This is a genomic window from Mesorhizobium sp. LjRoot246 (assembly GCF_964254115.1).
Lineage (GTDB): Bacteria > Pseudomonadota > Alphaproteobacteria > Rhizobiales > Rhizobiaceae > Mesorhizobium.
Genome location: NZ_CAXUSN020000001.1, coordinates 5836117 through 5849158 on the forward strand (window position 1 = coordinate 5836117; position 13042 = coordinate 5849158).

At 59.9% G+C, this 13042-nt stretch carries 13 protein-coding genes; 5 read left to right on the plus strand and 8 right to left on the minus strand.

Annotated elements, in window-relative coordinates:
• The 5 genes from ACSQ3L_RS28355 to ACSQ3L_RS28375 all read left to right on the plus strand — a co-directional run bounded on the left by ACSQ3L_RS28355 (position 1) and on the right by ACSQ3L_RS28375 (position 4528).
• Positions 1-918 carry a carbohydrate ABC transporter permease gene (locus ACSQ3L_RS28355; RefSeq protein ID WP_436162907.1) on the plus strand — a complete coding sequence of 306 codons (918 nt, stop codon included), beginning with the start codon at positions 1-3 and terminating at the stop codon, positions 916-918.
• The gene (locus ACSQ3L_RS28360) at positions 915-2012 is read left to right on the plus strand and encodes an ABC transporter ATP-binding protein (protein ID WP_436162908.1); all 1098 of its coding nucleotides are present in this window, start codon (positions 915-917) and stop codon (positions 2010-2012) included. The genes ACSQ3L_RS28355 and ACSQ3L_RS28360 overlap by 4 nt, the downstream gene beginning before the upstream one ends.
• A 14-nt stretch (positions 2013-2026) precedes the next feature.
• Entirely contained in the window at positions 2027-2893 is an 867-nt protein-coding gene (locus ACSQ3L_RS28365) for a glycerophosphodiester phosphodiesterase family protein (RefSeq protein ID WP_436162909.1), read from the plus strand.
• Between the two features lie 36 nt (positions 2894-2929).
• On the plus strand, positions 2930-3748 hold the full coding sequence (locus ACSQ3L_RS28370) for an inositol monophosphatase family protein (protein ID WP_436162910.1): 819 nt from the start codon (positions 2930-2932) through the stop codon (positions 3746-3748).
• Between the two features lie 78 nt (positions 3749-3826).
• Complete coding sequence (locus tag ACSQ3L_RS28375) at positions 3827-4528, plus strand: antitoxin Xre/MbcA/ParS-like domain-containing protein (protein ID WP_436162911.1); 702 nt, start codon at positions 3827-3829, stop codon at positions 4526-4528.
• A gap of 127 nt (positions 4529-4655) precedes the next feature.
• Here the strand turns inward: ACSQ3L_RS28375 and ACSQ3L_RS28380 are convergent, their stop codons facing one another.
• The 8 genes from ACSQ3L_RS28380 to ACSQ3L_RS28415 all read right to left on the minus strand — a co-directional run bounded on the left by ACSQ3L_RS28380 (position 4656) and on the right by ACSQ3L_RS28415 (position 13029).
• The gene (locus ACSQ3L_RS28380; protein WP_436162912.1) at positions 4656-5606 is read right to left on the minus strand and encodes an aldose 1-epimerase family protein; all 951 of its coding nucleotides are present in this window, start codon (positions 5604-5606) and stop codon (positions 4656-4658) included.
• A 97-nt stretch (positions 5607-5703) separates the two neighbouring features.
• Positions 5704-6546 carry an inositol monophosphatase family protein gene (locus ACSQ3L_RS28385; protein ID WP_436162913.1) on the minus strand — a complete coding sequence of 281 codons (843 nt, stop codon included), beginning with the start codon at positions 6544-6546 and terminating at the stop codon, positions 5704-5706.
• 102 nt (positions 6547-6648) lie between these two features.
• Positions 6649-7476 carry a glycerophosphodiester phosphodiesterase gene (locus ACSQ3L_RS28390; protein ID WP_436162914.1) on the minus strand — a complete coding sequence of 276 codons (828 nt, stop codon included), beginning with the start codon at positions 7474-7476 and terminating at the stop codon, positions 6649-6651.
• A 200-nt stretch (positions 7477-7676) separates the two neighbouring features.
• Entirely contained in the window at positions 7677-8483 is an 807-nt protein-coding gene (locus tag ACSQ3L_RS28395) for an ABC transporter permease (protein ID WP_436162915.1), read from the minus strand.
• A 46-nt stretch (positions 8484-8529) separates the two neighbouring features.
• Positions 8530-9462 carry an ABC transporter permease gene (locus tag ACSQ3L_RS28400; RefSeq protein ID WP_436162916.1) on the minus strand — a complete coding sequence of 311 codons (933 nt, stop codon included), beginning with the start codon at positions 9460-9462 and terminating at the stop codon, positions 8530-8532.
• Entirely contained in the window at positions 9459-10460 is a 1002-nt protein-coding gene (locus ACSQ3L_RS28405; RefSeq protein ID WP_436162917.1) for an oligopeptide/dipeptide ABC transporter ATP-binding protein, read from the minus strand. Before ACSQ3L_RS28405 ends, ACSQ3L_RS28400 begins: the two co-directional genes overlap by 4 nt.
• Complete coding sequence (locus ACSQ3L_RS28410) at positions 10457-11404, minus strand: ABC transporter ATP-binding protein (RefSeq protein ID WP_436162918.1); 948 nt, start codon at positions 11402-11404, stop codon at positions 10457-10459. The genes ACSQ3L_RS28405 and ACSQ3L_RS28410 overlap by 4 nt, the downstream gene beginning before the upstream one ends.
• 59 nt (positions 11405-11463) lie before the next feature.
• Positions 11464-13029, minus strand: coding sequence for an ABC transporter substrate-binding protein (locus ACSQ3L_RS28415; protein ID WP_436162919.1), 1566 nt, complete (start codon positions 13027-13029; stop codon positions 11464-11466).
• Between the last annotated feature and the right edge of the window lie 13 nt (positions 13030-13042).

Here is a 13042-nt window from a genome sequence, read left to right on the forward strand (position 1 = left end):
ATGGTCGAAAACGCACGCTCCCTGAACATCGCCGCCACCATCATTCTCGCTCTGGGGATGCTGTACATCGTCGGCCCCCTTGTACTCATGCTGATAACGGCCACGCAGTCATACGAGTACGTTCTGAGCCATGGCCTGGCCTATCTGCCAGGCGATCAATTCCTTGAGAATTTTCGCTCGGTTCTGACCGAGACAGCCATTCCCAGGCAATTGTGGAACAGCACTGTTGTGGCCCTGTCGGTCGCGACCGGCAAATGCATCCTCTCCTTTGCGGCGGCCTTTGTGCTTGTCTTCTTCGAAGTACGTCACCGCTCGCTCCTCTTTGCCCTGATCTTGTTGACGATCATGCTGCCCGTTGAGGTGCGCGTCATCACGACCTATGGCGTTGCATCCAACATCCTGTCACCGGTCAACACCCTGCTCGACATCACTGGCCTCAATGGGCTCATCACGAAGGTCTGGGGCGCGCCGATCCATTTTCAACTCAGCGTGCTCAACACCTATTTCGGTCTTGCAGCGCCACTGATCGCGCAAGGAACCGGCGTGTTCCTGTTCCGCCAGTTTTTCCGCACGTTGCCGGCGGATCTGGTCAAGGCGGCAAAGATGGACGGCGCGGGACCGCTTCGGTTCATGATCGATATTCTGCTGCCGCTTTCGCTGACCCCGTTTGCCAGTCTGTTCGTGCTCGAGTTTCTCTCCGGCTGGACACAGTATCTGTGGCCGCTTGTCGCCAGTTCCAAGGCCGACATGCAGACGGCGGTTGTAGGCCTCGCCCATCTGGTGCCGGACGACGACAGCTTCATTCCGAACTTCCCAATGATCATGGCCGGGGCCGCGCTTGTCGCAGCTATCCCTCTCACGGTGATTGCGCTCTTGCAGCGCTACATGGTCCGCGGCCTCATCCTATCAGAGAAATGATCATGACTTCTTCTGCAGCCAGTATCAGCCTTCTGGACCTCACCAAATCCTACGGTCGCCAGGAGGTGATCCCGCCGCTTACGGCAGAGCTGAGGTCGGGTGAATTCACCGTGATCCTCGGCCCCTCTGGCTGTGGGAAATCAACGCTTCTGATGATGATCGCCGGTCTAGAGCGGGTCACTGGCGGCAATATCCTGTTTGGCGATCGCCCGGTGCAGGATTTGGAACCAAGGTTTCGCGGCTGCGCCATGGTGTTTCAGAACTACGCTCTCTATCCGCATATGAATGTCGCCGACAATATCGGCTACAGCCTCAGGATTGCCGGTGTCGGCAAGGCTGAACGGCAGCGGCGCATCGCCGATGTCGCTGCGATGCTCGGCCTCTCGGATCAACTGACGAAGCGTCCGGGGCAGCTGTCGGGCGGGCAGCGGCAGCGCGTCGCCATCGGCCGGGCGATTGTGCGCGCGCCAAAAGTCCTTCTTTTCGACGAGCCGCTGTCCAACCTCGATGCGCAGCTGCGGCACGACATGCGGATCGAACTGGCGGACCTGCACAAGCGCATCGGCGCCACCAGCGTGTTCGTCACGCACGACCAGGTCGAGGCGCTTACTTTGGCCGACCGGATCATGGTTCTGAACCGCGGTCGCATCGAGCAGTTCGACACGCCGCAGGAGGTCTATCGCAGGCCGGCTACGGTGTTCGTCGCCAGCTTCATAGGCGCGCCGCCGATGAACCTGGTCCCCGTCAAGGGCGACGGGCAGTCGCTTCGGCTGGCAAACGGCGAGGAACTGGTGCGGTGCGCCTTTTCCGGTTCTGCGCTCCTGGGCGTGCGCCCGGAAGATATCTTGCTGGTCGACGAGGAGCCGGCCAAGAAAGAGCAGGTCTTCCTTCTCCCTGTGCGGCGCACCGAGGACGTCGGCTCGCACCGGGTCCTGTCAGCGGAACTCGCGCCGGAGATCATCCTCCGCATCACGACGTCCCAGGGCGGACGGTTCGAGGCAACCGAGGCGGTTCGCATCGCCCTGCCCCGCGACCGCCTGCATCTGTTCGCATCGGATACCGGCCGAGCGATCCCAAACGCATTCAATAGCTGAAAGAGCATGAGTTCATGAATCTGCCTACGCATTCCTATGCCGACCACATCGCCAATTCCGATCGGGCCTGTGCCATCGTCGTTCATCGCGGCATCTGGCAGAAGGCTCCGGAGAACAGCTTGTTGGCAATCTGGAAGGCCATCTCAGTCGGTTGCGAGGTGGTGGAGATCGATGTCCGGCGCAGCGCTGACGGCGAGTTCTTTCTGCTGCACGATGATACGCTGGAACGGATGACCGGGGTCGACCAGAGGCCTGAAACGCTGACACTGCAGGAATTGCGCAGCCTGAAACTGCGCAATCGTGACGGCGGCGAGCCCAATCTTTTGACGAGCGAAAAGCTGCCAAGCCTGAAGGAGGTGTTCGATCTCACGCGCGGCCGCATTTTTATTCACCTCGACATCAAGCGCAGGGAAATGCTGCCAGAGGTCATGGCCCTTGCCCGCTCGATGGGCGTCGACAGCCAAGTCGACTATTGGGGCGATCTGAAGACTCAAGCAGACCTCACCTGGATCCGGGAGGCGGTGGAACCGCATGGCGTTCTCTTCATGGCCAAGACCCACCTGGATCATCCGGACGCCGACAACCAACTCGATCTGTTGTTCAAGCTTTCACCCGCCCTGTGCGAGATCTATTTCGATCGGCTGGACCAGGTTGCGGCGCTGAAAGATAGATGCCGCGAGGCTGGCATCGCCCTCTGGTACAACACGCTCGATCCGGTCTCCTGCCCCGGTTTCACAGACACGGCCGCACTCAAGGATCCCGAAGCGATCTGGGGCCGGCTGATCGATGCAGGTATCTCCGCCATTCAGACTGATCATGCAGAGGTTCTGAAGGCCTTCATCACCGACCGCGCGAAGAACACGAGGGCCCTGCCCCTATGAACCCGTGTGTTTTGATTTTGAAAGACGAATGACCGGATGACATTCGACATTCACAAACTCGCAGACGTCCTGCGGGCGGCAGCGAAAGCGGAAATCCTGCCTCGGTTCGGCCGGCTCGCCATGGGTGATATCCGCACAAAGACCGAGGCGACGGAGCTGGTAACCGACGGAGATGAGGCTGCCGAGCAGTTCCTAAAACTCGCGTTAGCGGAAATGATGCCCGAGGCGCTGTTCCTCGGCGAGGAATCGGCGGCCGCTGACCCCGCCTTGCTGGATATGGCGCTTGATGCCGAAATAGTCGTGGTAGTCGATCCCATCGATGGAACCGCCAATTTTGTCGCGGGCATGCCGCTCTTCGGCGTGATGGCCGCGATCATTCGGCGCGGCGAGACCGTCGCCGGCGTTATCTACGATCCGATGGGTGACGACTGGGTTCTGGCGGAAAAAGGCAGCGGTGCCTTCCTCGTGCGACCGCAGGGCGACAAACGCCGGCTGAGCATTGCCGCTCCTGTTCCACTCCAACAAATGGTTGGCTATGTCTCAACCGACTATCTGCCTGCCGAAACCAAATCCAAGATTCTGGCCAATCTCGCCAAACCGCGCATGTTTGCCAGCCATCGCTGCGCGGCGCATATGTATCGCGCGTTTTCCGGTGGCCATGCGCATTTTACCATGCTGGACAGGCTGACCCCCTGGGATCATCTCGCCGGCGCGCTCATTGCAACCGAAGCCGGCGGCCATGTCGCCTGCTTCGATGGGTCGCCCTATGAGATGAGCAAGCGCACGGGTGCCCTGCTTGCTGCGACCGATTCCGAAAGCTGGGATGTTTTGATGCGTGAGGTTTTTGCAGTTTAGACGCTTAAGCCACAGACGATGTTCATTCCAGCATGAACGGAACGAGTTAACTGCTTGAGGACTTGGGGGAGCCACGACATGGCTAAGTCTTTTGATTTTGGGAATGAACCTCGCCTGGACGAGCTTTCAAGCCTGATTGCCAAGGAAGTCCAGCGCGTTCTATCACAGTACGATGAGGTTACAAAAACATACGGTTCAGATGCACCATGCATGGTGGCCGGCCACGTTGCCGATGGCGATGTGACGCCAACGCACCAACAGGCCATCCACGACGATCTGTCCGGTCTGGCGTCCGAATTTGTTCACAGGCTCGCGGCCGAGGCAGCGCTGCGTTTCAACCCCGGCATCTGTGAGGCGTCTTCCCTCATAGCGCGAACCGAGGGCGCGCATAGGTCCGCAGCCCCGAAAACGTGGGTTCCGCTCCACGATCTTGAATCCACGCGCATTGAAGACTGGGCGGGTCAGGTTGCAGGGCCGACATATCTGGAAGAGCACTTCGGCATACCGCGATCGACATTGCATTGGTGGCAACGGCACAACGACGTGGTCGCATTGCGGAAAGGTGCCCGCAAGCATGTGTTCCCCTTGGCTCAGTTCGTCGACGGCAGGCCTGCTCCGGGAATACGACAGGTGCTCGCCTCGATCAGCAATCCTAGACTGGCCTGGTTCTGGCTGATCCGCCCTTCGCCTCTTCTCGACGGTCGCGTTCCCATAGAGATGCTCAGGCAAGACTTGGCTGAGGATGTCGGCTTGGCCGCGCGAGATTTTGCATCGACATAAACCGAACTCACGAAACCACCGCAAATCGATGCATCAGCAATAGGACGCTCTGCGCTGGGCACCCGCCCTTTCCTGCCTGTCAGAGAGGTCTCGACCGACCTTGGCTCTGATGCCGATGCCAAGGGGCTTATTTGTTGATCGAGCCCAGGGCTATCGCGATCTCGTACCTGGCGGTCTCTCCGGCTCCTAGAGTCACCGAATCGTCTTCTGAGCTCCCTTCCGGATCAAATCGCCGGGCCGGCTCCAGCGCGAGGGCATAAACACCCGACTGAAAAGCTCTCCAGATTCCAAAACTTGGTAGGTCCTCACGTGAAAACGAGAGCCGGGCGCGTGTTCCTCCGCATAAGGCGCTGTTACACACTTCGATGGACGCGGTTGGAAGGTCAGAAACGACAGGAGTCTCCTGATAGTAGTCTACGAAGTCTTCCCGTGGGCGCTTGTCCTCGCCATTGAACGCCGAGACCACCTCGCTGCTCAGGTCACCTGAGATCTCTGTCGCCTGATCGAGAAACGGATAGCCGAAATTCACGTGGTAGAGGATCGCATGTGGCGTGGGTCGGAACCCTCGGTTCTCGACTATGTCGCTGAGGTGGATCGCCTGGCCGAAAACATCGAGTGCTATGCGACGCCGCAGGACAAGGTTCTCTCCGAACACCGAACTCTGCCTGACGATGCCCTCTGCCCAGATGACGGGGGCGTCTGAGGTCCAGTCGATGCCATAGCCCGAAAGAGCGGCGCGCTGGCTGGAAATCCGGCCATGCAGGGGGTTGAAAACCTGCTTGCGATGTTTGTGGATATAGCGATCCGCGCCGCCCCTCAGGGCGCCACCTATGTGGTCCAGACCGCAGGTGACGATGAAGCCATCGAAGTTCCTGTAGAAGCCAACGCCATCTTCCGCATCGACCGAATTCGCCGGCCACGGCATTCCGTTTGCACTGTTCCAACCGATGTTTATCCCGCGCCAAGTCGCGCTGGAAATATCGAAGCCTCGGTCCACGGCGATCTCGAATCCGATGCCCACCGCGTTTCGAACGAAAAGCAGCCGCTGTCCTCGTCCTGGACCATCTTCTACCTGCAACAGTCGAATCTCTGCCAGGCCCCTCCCGTCTACGGTGCGCTGCCATAGCTCTGCAGGCGACATTTGATGAGCTGCGCGGAGCTCTGCCTGCGCGTGGCTAGCCATGGGCGGAATCGGACGACATCACGCCGCCACCGACATTGTCCAGCAAAGGGCGCACCTTTGCCAGAAATCCTTCGCTGCCACATGCGAACCGCAGCTTTGCGCTCAGGTCGGTACGGTCCCAGTCGATCGTATGGGACACACCCAGATTGCCGAGTATAGGCAGCCCGGCCATTACGTCCCAAGTCGAATCTCCTAAGGCGACGTAGCCGTCGGTCTCGCCCATCGCCACCTCAATCAGCGAGAGGGTTGACGACCCGCAGCAACGGAAGCTGATGCGCAGTTCGTCAGATATGAAGCGCAGCACTTCCAGGCGGTCTTCGGTGGCGACGGAGGGGTGCAGACCAATCCCCATTGAAGCCCGCGACAGATCGAGTGGCGGCAAAGACGGCATCGGCTTGCCGTTCAGCCGTGTCTCGACGGCTTCGCCTCCGGTCAACATCAGATCGCGGACGGGAGCATAGATCACTCCAAACACCGGCCGACGGTTTTCGTAGAGACCAATCGATATCGCCCAGTTCTGGCCGCCACGCACGAAATTGAACGTTCCGTCGATCGGGTCGATCACCCAGACACGGCCGGAGACGCCTGGGAGGTCGCCGCCCTCTTCGCCGTAGATTCCGTCGTTCGGAAACACCTTGCGCAAGCTAGCGATCAGGAATTCCTCGACCTCCCTGTCGGCCATGGTGACGAGGTCAAGGTGACCCTTCCTTTCGACCAGCACGCTTGCCAATGATCGAAAGTGCACGAGCGCAATTTCGCCTGCGTTCCGTGCGATTTCCTCGACAAGTGACTCGATCGTGCGTTCAGCGGATGTCAGCCCATTCCACTCAGCCACGAACTTCATTCCTGATGCTGGCCATTCGCCCGATGTCACCCTTCTCACTGATTGGGAGGTCGCCGCTCAACCGATGAGTTGCTGCGATGCGATCGGCCTCGCTCATTTGACGGGCTCGAGTCGGGCGACGGCAAGGCCACGGCCGGTGACGAAATCGACGCCCCAGCCGACATCGTCGCAGACCAGCATGTCGATCAGCCCGGCACGCAGATAGGCATCGAACATGTCGAGATAGTCGACGCCATAGCCGCGCCTGAGCGCGAAGAATTCTGGTCGCGGCACAAAATGGCTGACGCCGATATTGGCGGCGTGAAGGCCCTCGGCGAGGTCGGGCGCGAACTGCGGATAGTCGGTGTTCATGATGTCCATCGACGCCGAGCGGGCGGCAGCAGCCGGGTCGACCAGGCGGTGGTAGTTGATGCCCATCGTGCGGATGCCGGGGGCGACCCGTTTGATGTCGCGCAGCACCACGTAGTCGAACGAGCTGATCAGCACCCGCTCGAACATACCGGCTTTCTTCAGCAGGCCGACCACCTGCTCGAGATAGGCGGTGCCCTCGAATTTGTCCTTGATCTCGACGATCAGCCCCAGCCCGAGGTCGCGGCAGAAGGTGAGCGCGTCCTCAAACAGCTCGATCGGCTGGCCCTCGATCGGCATGCCGTTGCGGGACTTGGTGCGGAACTGTGCGATTTGGGCATAGTCCAGCTGCGAGATGAGGCCGGTGCCGGTCGAGGTATTGTCGAGGATGTCGTCGTGGAACACCACGAGCCGACCGTCCCGCGTCATATGCAGGTCGATCTCGCACAGTGAAGCGCCGAGTTCGCCGGCTCGGCGGAAGGCCGGGCGGCTGTTTTCGTGACCATCTATGACATGGCCGCGATGGCCGCAGACGAGAATGCGCCCGGAGCGCGAGGGAAGGAGGTCGAACATGGGAGTCCCTATCTGAGAGTGGAGTCGGGGCGGTCGCGTACGGCGTCGCCGGTGGACCTGATGGCAGCGTGTTGAGAAAGAGGGCGAGCGCCAGCAAGAGCACCATCCACCTGAGCGCCGGCACTGTGGCGTCGATGTCCGGCGATCCACATCGTCTGCGGCGTCATTACCAGCGGGTTCAATTGTTTTCTTCCATCTTTCTAGCGCAGGCGGGCGTCAAAACGATCGCGCAGATAGTCGCCGAGCAGGCTTATGGACAAAGTGGTGAGCACAATAATCAGGCCTGGCAGAGCCGTGAGCCACCAGGCAATCGCAATGTAGTTTCTTCCGTCAGCGACCATCAGCCCCAGACTTGTTGCAGGCGGCTGGATACCCAGTCCCAGAAAGCTCAATCCGCTCTCCAGCAGAATGATCTCGGGAAAGTTCACAGTAAGCTGGACGATAAGTGGACCTGCGATGTTCGGGAGAACGTGACGCAGGTAGATGCGAAGCGAAGGAACGCCAACGATGCGAGCCGCCTCTGCATAACCTTCCTGGTTGGCACCCAGGACGAGTCCACGCGTTAGGCGCGCATAACGCTCCCAGGACGCGACGCCCACGAGGAACACAAAAAGCAACGGACTAGAACCAAAGAACGCCAGCACGCCGAGTGCAAAGATGATGAACGGCACCGAAGCCATGGCATCCGCGAAGCCCATGATGACATTGTCGACCCAGCCACCAAAATGCGCGGCCAGGAAGCCGAGGCTTGTGCCGATGAGCGCGCAGATCACCGAGCCAACAAGCGCGATCATCAGTGTCGTCTGGGTCGCGACCAAGATGTTGCTGAGCAAATCTCGCCCGAGATAGTCGGTCCCCAGCAGATGACCCGGCAGGCTACCGGGCGCCGCGAAACGCGAGAGAGGAGCCTGCTGCAGATAGTCGTAAGGCGCAATCCCTTGTGCGGTTGCACCGACGACCACGACTGCGGCTACCCAAGCGCTACACAGCCAGATACTGGTCGGCATTCGGGAGGCGAACGTCCACAGTTGCCCCCTCGGCAGGTCGGGCGCCTTAGCTTGCGTCATTGTTTTGCAGCCTGATTTTCGGATTGAGGACGGCGTATAGGATGTCGACGGTCAAGTTGATCGTGACCATGAACGCGGTGAAGAGAAGGATCATTGCCTGCACCACGTTGAGGTCGCCGGTGCTCGCGGCGCGAACGAACCCGCTCCCCAGTCCAGGCCAGGCAAACACCGGCTCGACTAACACCGCTCCCCCGAGCAGGCCCGCTGCGATGAAGCCCAGCATGGTCACCATCGGTATTGCGGCATTCGGAAGCGCGTGCCGGAGGATGATCTCCCACTCCGGCACACCGTCGGCGCGAGCGGCGGCGATATAGGGTTGGCCAAGAACGTCGATCAGGGTTGAGCGCGCAAATCGCGAGATTGCAGCTGCGTTATAGAGGGCAAAGGTCGCTATGGGCAGTATCGCATGCCGCCACGTGGAGCTTCCCGAACTGGGCAATACGCGCAGCCAGACCGCGAATAGGAAGATAAAGGCAAGACCCAGCAGAAAATTGGGAACGCTGTATCCCAGCACCGCTCCTGCCATGACGGCCTTGTCGGCAGCAGTATCGCGACGCACAGCTGCGACAATTCCTGCCGGGATCCCGATGAGCATACTCAGGACGAAGGCCGATACGGTCACCAACAGCGTCTTGGGGATGCGCTCGGCAACGACCACGAACACTTGGCGCCCATCGGCAAAAGACGTTCCGAAATCACCTTGAATCGCGTGAGCCAAATAGATGAAGTACTGCTCCGGGATCGACCTATCCAGGCCCCAGTTGACGCGGAACGCCGCCAGAGCCTCCGGCGATGCGAGTTCGGACAGCATCTGCTCGGCAGGATCACCACTCAGCCGAAGAACGATGAAGACAAATGTCACGGTGAGAAAGAGCACCACCAGGGCTCGAACGACGCGTGCGAGGATAAAGGCAGTCACTCCGCGATCTCCATCCGGGCCACGATCGATCGCGGGAATTCCTCGGCGCGATGACAAGCCACATGCTGGCGTTCAACTTGACGAAGCTCCGGCAGTTCGGATGCGCACCTGTCGATGGCAAACGGGCAGCGCGACCGGAAGGCGCATCCCTGCGTGACCTTGCTGATGTCGAGTTCACCCTGGATGGGCGGCGCCACGTTTCGGACCCGCGGGTCCATCGTGGGCACAGACGCCAGCAGGGCCCTCGTGTACGGATGACGAGGCCACTCGTAGACTGTCTTGATGTCGCCTGTCTCGACGGCACGGCCGAGATACATCACGGCAATGCGATCGACCAGGTGGCGGACGATGCGCAAGTCGTGCGTTATGAAGACATAGGCAAGATCCAACTCCTGCCAAAGCGACCTCAGGATCGAAACGACCTGCGCCTGAACCGACACGTCGAGTGCGGACACGGCTTCGTCGAACACGACCAGCTTCGGTTCGAGGATCAAAGCACGAGCGATGACGACGCGCTGTCGCTGACCGCCTGACATCTGGTGCGGAAAGCGGTTCATCATCGCACTCGATAGGCCAACTCTCTCAAGCATGGCGGCCGTTCGATCGAGAGCCCCGGCACGATCGGCCACGCGGTGCACCCACACGGCCTCGGCCACCTGCTGCCCAATGGTCATTTGGGGGTTCAGGGCCGACAAGGGGTTTTGCTGCACCAGGGACGTCTGCATGCGAAACTTCGACCAGTCCCGCGAGCGGCGATCGGTGTGGGCTACTCCTTCGAACCTGACCTCACCCAACGTCGGAGAGGTCAGACCGAGCAGAAGGCGGCCTAGCGTCGACTTTCCGCTGCCGGACTCGCCGACCACGCCGATCCGCTCTCTTTGCATGAGTTCCAAGTCGATGGAATTCACCGCCACATGGCCGGATGGTTTTGCGAACAGCCCCGACCGCAACCGAAAGACCTTGGTCAGGTTGCGGGCTTCAAGCAGAAGGGCACTCATGCGCACACCGGGTGGTAACACGAGGCCTCATGGAGATGGCCGATGTTTGCAGGACCGGGATAGCTGACGGTGCACCGTTCGGTTGCGTGAGAGCAACGCGGATGGAAATAGCATCCCGCGGGAAGGTTCTCGAGAAGGGGAACAGACCCCGGGATAGGGATTGGCGGCTCAAGGTCGTCGGGATCGATGGTCGGCATGCAGTCGATTAAGGCGCGGGCGTATGGGTGGGCCGCCCGCTCAAGCAACTCACCGACAGGCGCTGTCTCGACGATCTTGCCGCAATACATAACCGCTGCTCGATCCGCCAACCGAGCGATCACACCCAGGTCGTGCGATACGATGAGCAAGGCCATGCCCGTTTCCAACCTCAGTTCCTCCAGCAGGTGAAGGATCTGGGCCTGCGTAGTCACGTCGAGCGCTGTTGTAGGTTCATCGGCAATGAGCAATTTGGGTTTAGCTGCGAGCGCGTGCGCGATCATTACGCGTTGGTTCATGCCACCTGAGAACTGATGGGGATATGAGCGCAGCCGGCTCTTTGCCTGGTCGATGCCGACACGCTCAAGCAGCCGGATCGCTTCGAGTCGCGCGTCAATACCCTTGAGCCCCTGATGACGGTAGAGGCTCGATTCCAGGTAGTGGCCAATTGTGTGGACTGGATTGAGACTGCTCGTAGGATCCTGAAAGATCATTGCGATCGTCGGCTCGTCCCGCTTGCCGGAGCGGTGCGGACCATAGCCCAGCGCTATTGTGCCACCGGTTTGAGCCACGCCGCGCGGCAACGCTTTGGCGATGGCGTAGCACGTCATGGTCTTGCCGCAACCAGACTCGCCGACCAGCCCGAGCGTCTGGCCGACGCCTAGCGAAAAGCTGATACCATCGATGATCTTGATCGCTCGCGCCGGCACCTGAACGACCAACTCGCGAACCGTTAGGATATCTGACAACTGTCACTCCTCCCGGGCGGCGCGCACCGAAGGGCGCGCCACCAACTTGGGCGATCGTCTCAGGCGAAACTGAGATTGTTCCGAAATTCCATCATTTCGAAGGTCACCGGCCGCCAGTGCACGTCTTTGCGCGCGCCATACACATCGAACGGCTGATAGAGAATGACGGCAGGGGCCTCTTCCTCGAAGATATCGCGCATGCGGTTGAAGGCGTCGAAGCGCTCCTGACCATCCGGCAATTCCGATACTTTCACTGCCAGTTCGTTGAATTCTGCCGGCGCCGCCCAGCCCCACCGCTTTTGAACGCCACCGTTTGGCCCGAACTCGGAGACGATGGTGTTCAGGGCATCCGTCAAGGACAAGCCGTTAGACCAGTTCCTGATCCAGACATTCTCATCCTTCGCTGTCGTTCCGGGAGCGTAGATCTCCGGCACGACATTGACGCCAATCGCCTTCCACGCTTCGATCATCATTATTAGCGCCGGCACGGCGTTGGCGTAGTAGTTTCCCATCGTGCGGTAGGAAATGGGCGTACCGTCGTAGCCACTTTCCTTCACAAGGCGCTTGGCCTCTTCGACGTTGTATTCCATGGGACGACGATTGGGATCATAGGTCGCGCCATAGTGCGGAAAGTTGAAGCCGTTGGGGATCCGCGCCAGGTTCTTCCACAGCGACTCGACCATTACAGGCCGGTTGACGGCGAGGGCCAATGCACGCCGCAGAGTCTTCGCCTTGAAGACTGGCTGGTTCATGTTGAAGGTGAACATGTGGAAGTTCTCAATCACAACTCCACGTGTTTCCAGATCGGGGTAGCCGTTGATGAGCGCCATGTCGTCGGGCGTCAACGTCGTGACGACATCGTATTCGCCGCTGATCAGCCCTGCGACGCGAGTAGCCGGTTCTGCAACGACTTGGTACGTGACTTTCGACGCGGTCGGCTTTTCACCCCAGTAAGCGTCGTTTGCTTCCAGCACTACGCGATCGCCGGCGATGAACTCGACGAATTTATATGGTCCGGTGCCGACGGGGCTATTGCCGAACGCGACAGCTCCAAGCCCCTTGTAGTAATCCTTCGGTACGATACGGCCGACCCATGAGGCCGCGAACTTTTCGATCAGATAGGACGGCTTCGTCGTTCGCAGGACGACCGTGTATTTGTCTTCTACGATTGGCTCATCGAAGTTGGGCGCGAAATTGCGGCCGTTGGGGATCGTCTTGATCGCCTCGTCGCCCCACAACCGTTGCGATGAAAACGTATAGGCGACATCGTCCGCAGTCATCTCCACGCCGTTATGGAACAAGACGCCTTGGCGCAGCTTGAAGCGAACCGACTTGTCATCGATGCGCTCCCAACTCACAGCAAGAGCAGGCACCAATTCTGTGCCGTTGCCGGCCGCACCATCCCGGAACCAATCTCGTGCGATAAGGGTGTCGAAGATCTGGTTGACGATGCGAACACCGGTGTTGCTGATTGCGTTGACCGGTTCCAGCGAGTTGGGCAGCCCGTTGACACCCAGCCGAAGTTCACGCCGCTCCTGCCCAAGCGCGAGATCGATGCCCGATGCCGATGCCAGCGCCATGGCACTGGCGCCAATTAAAAACTTCCTGCGATCAGTTCTGAGCATTGGTTCCTCCGTG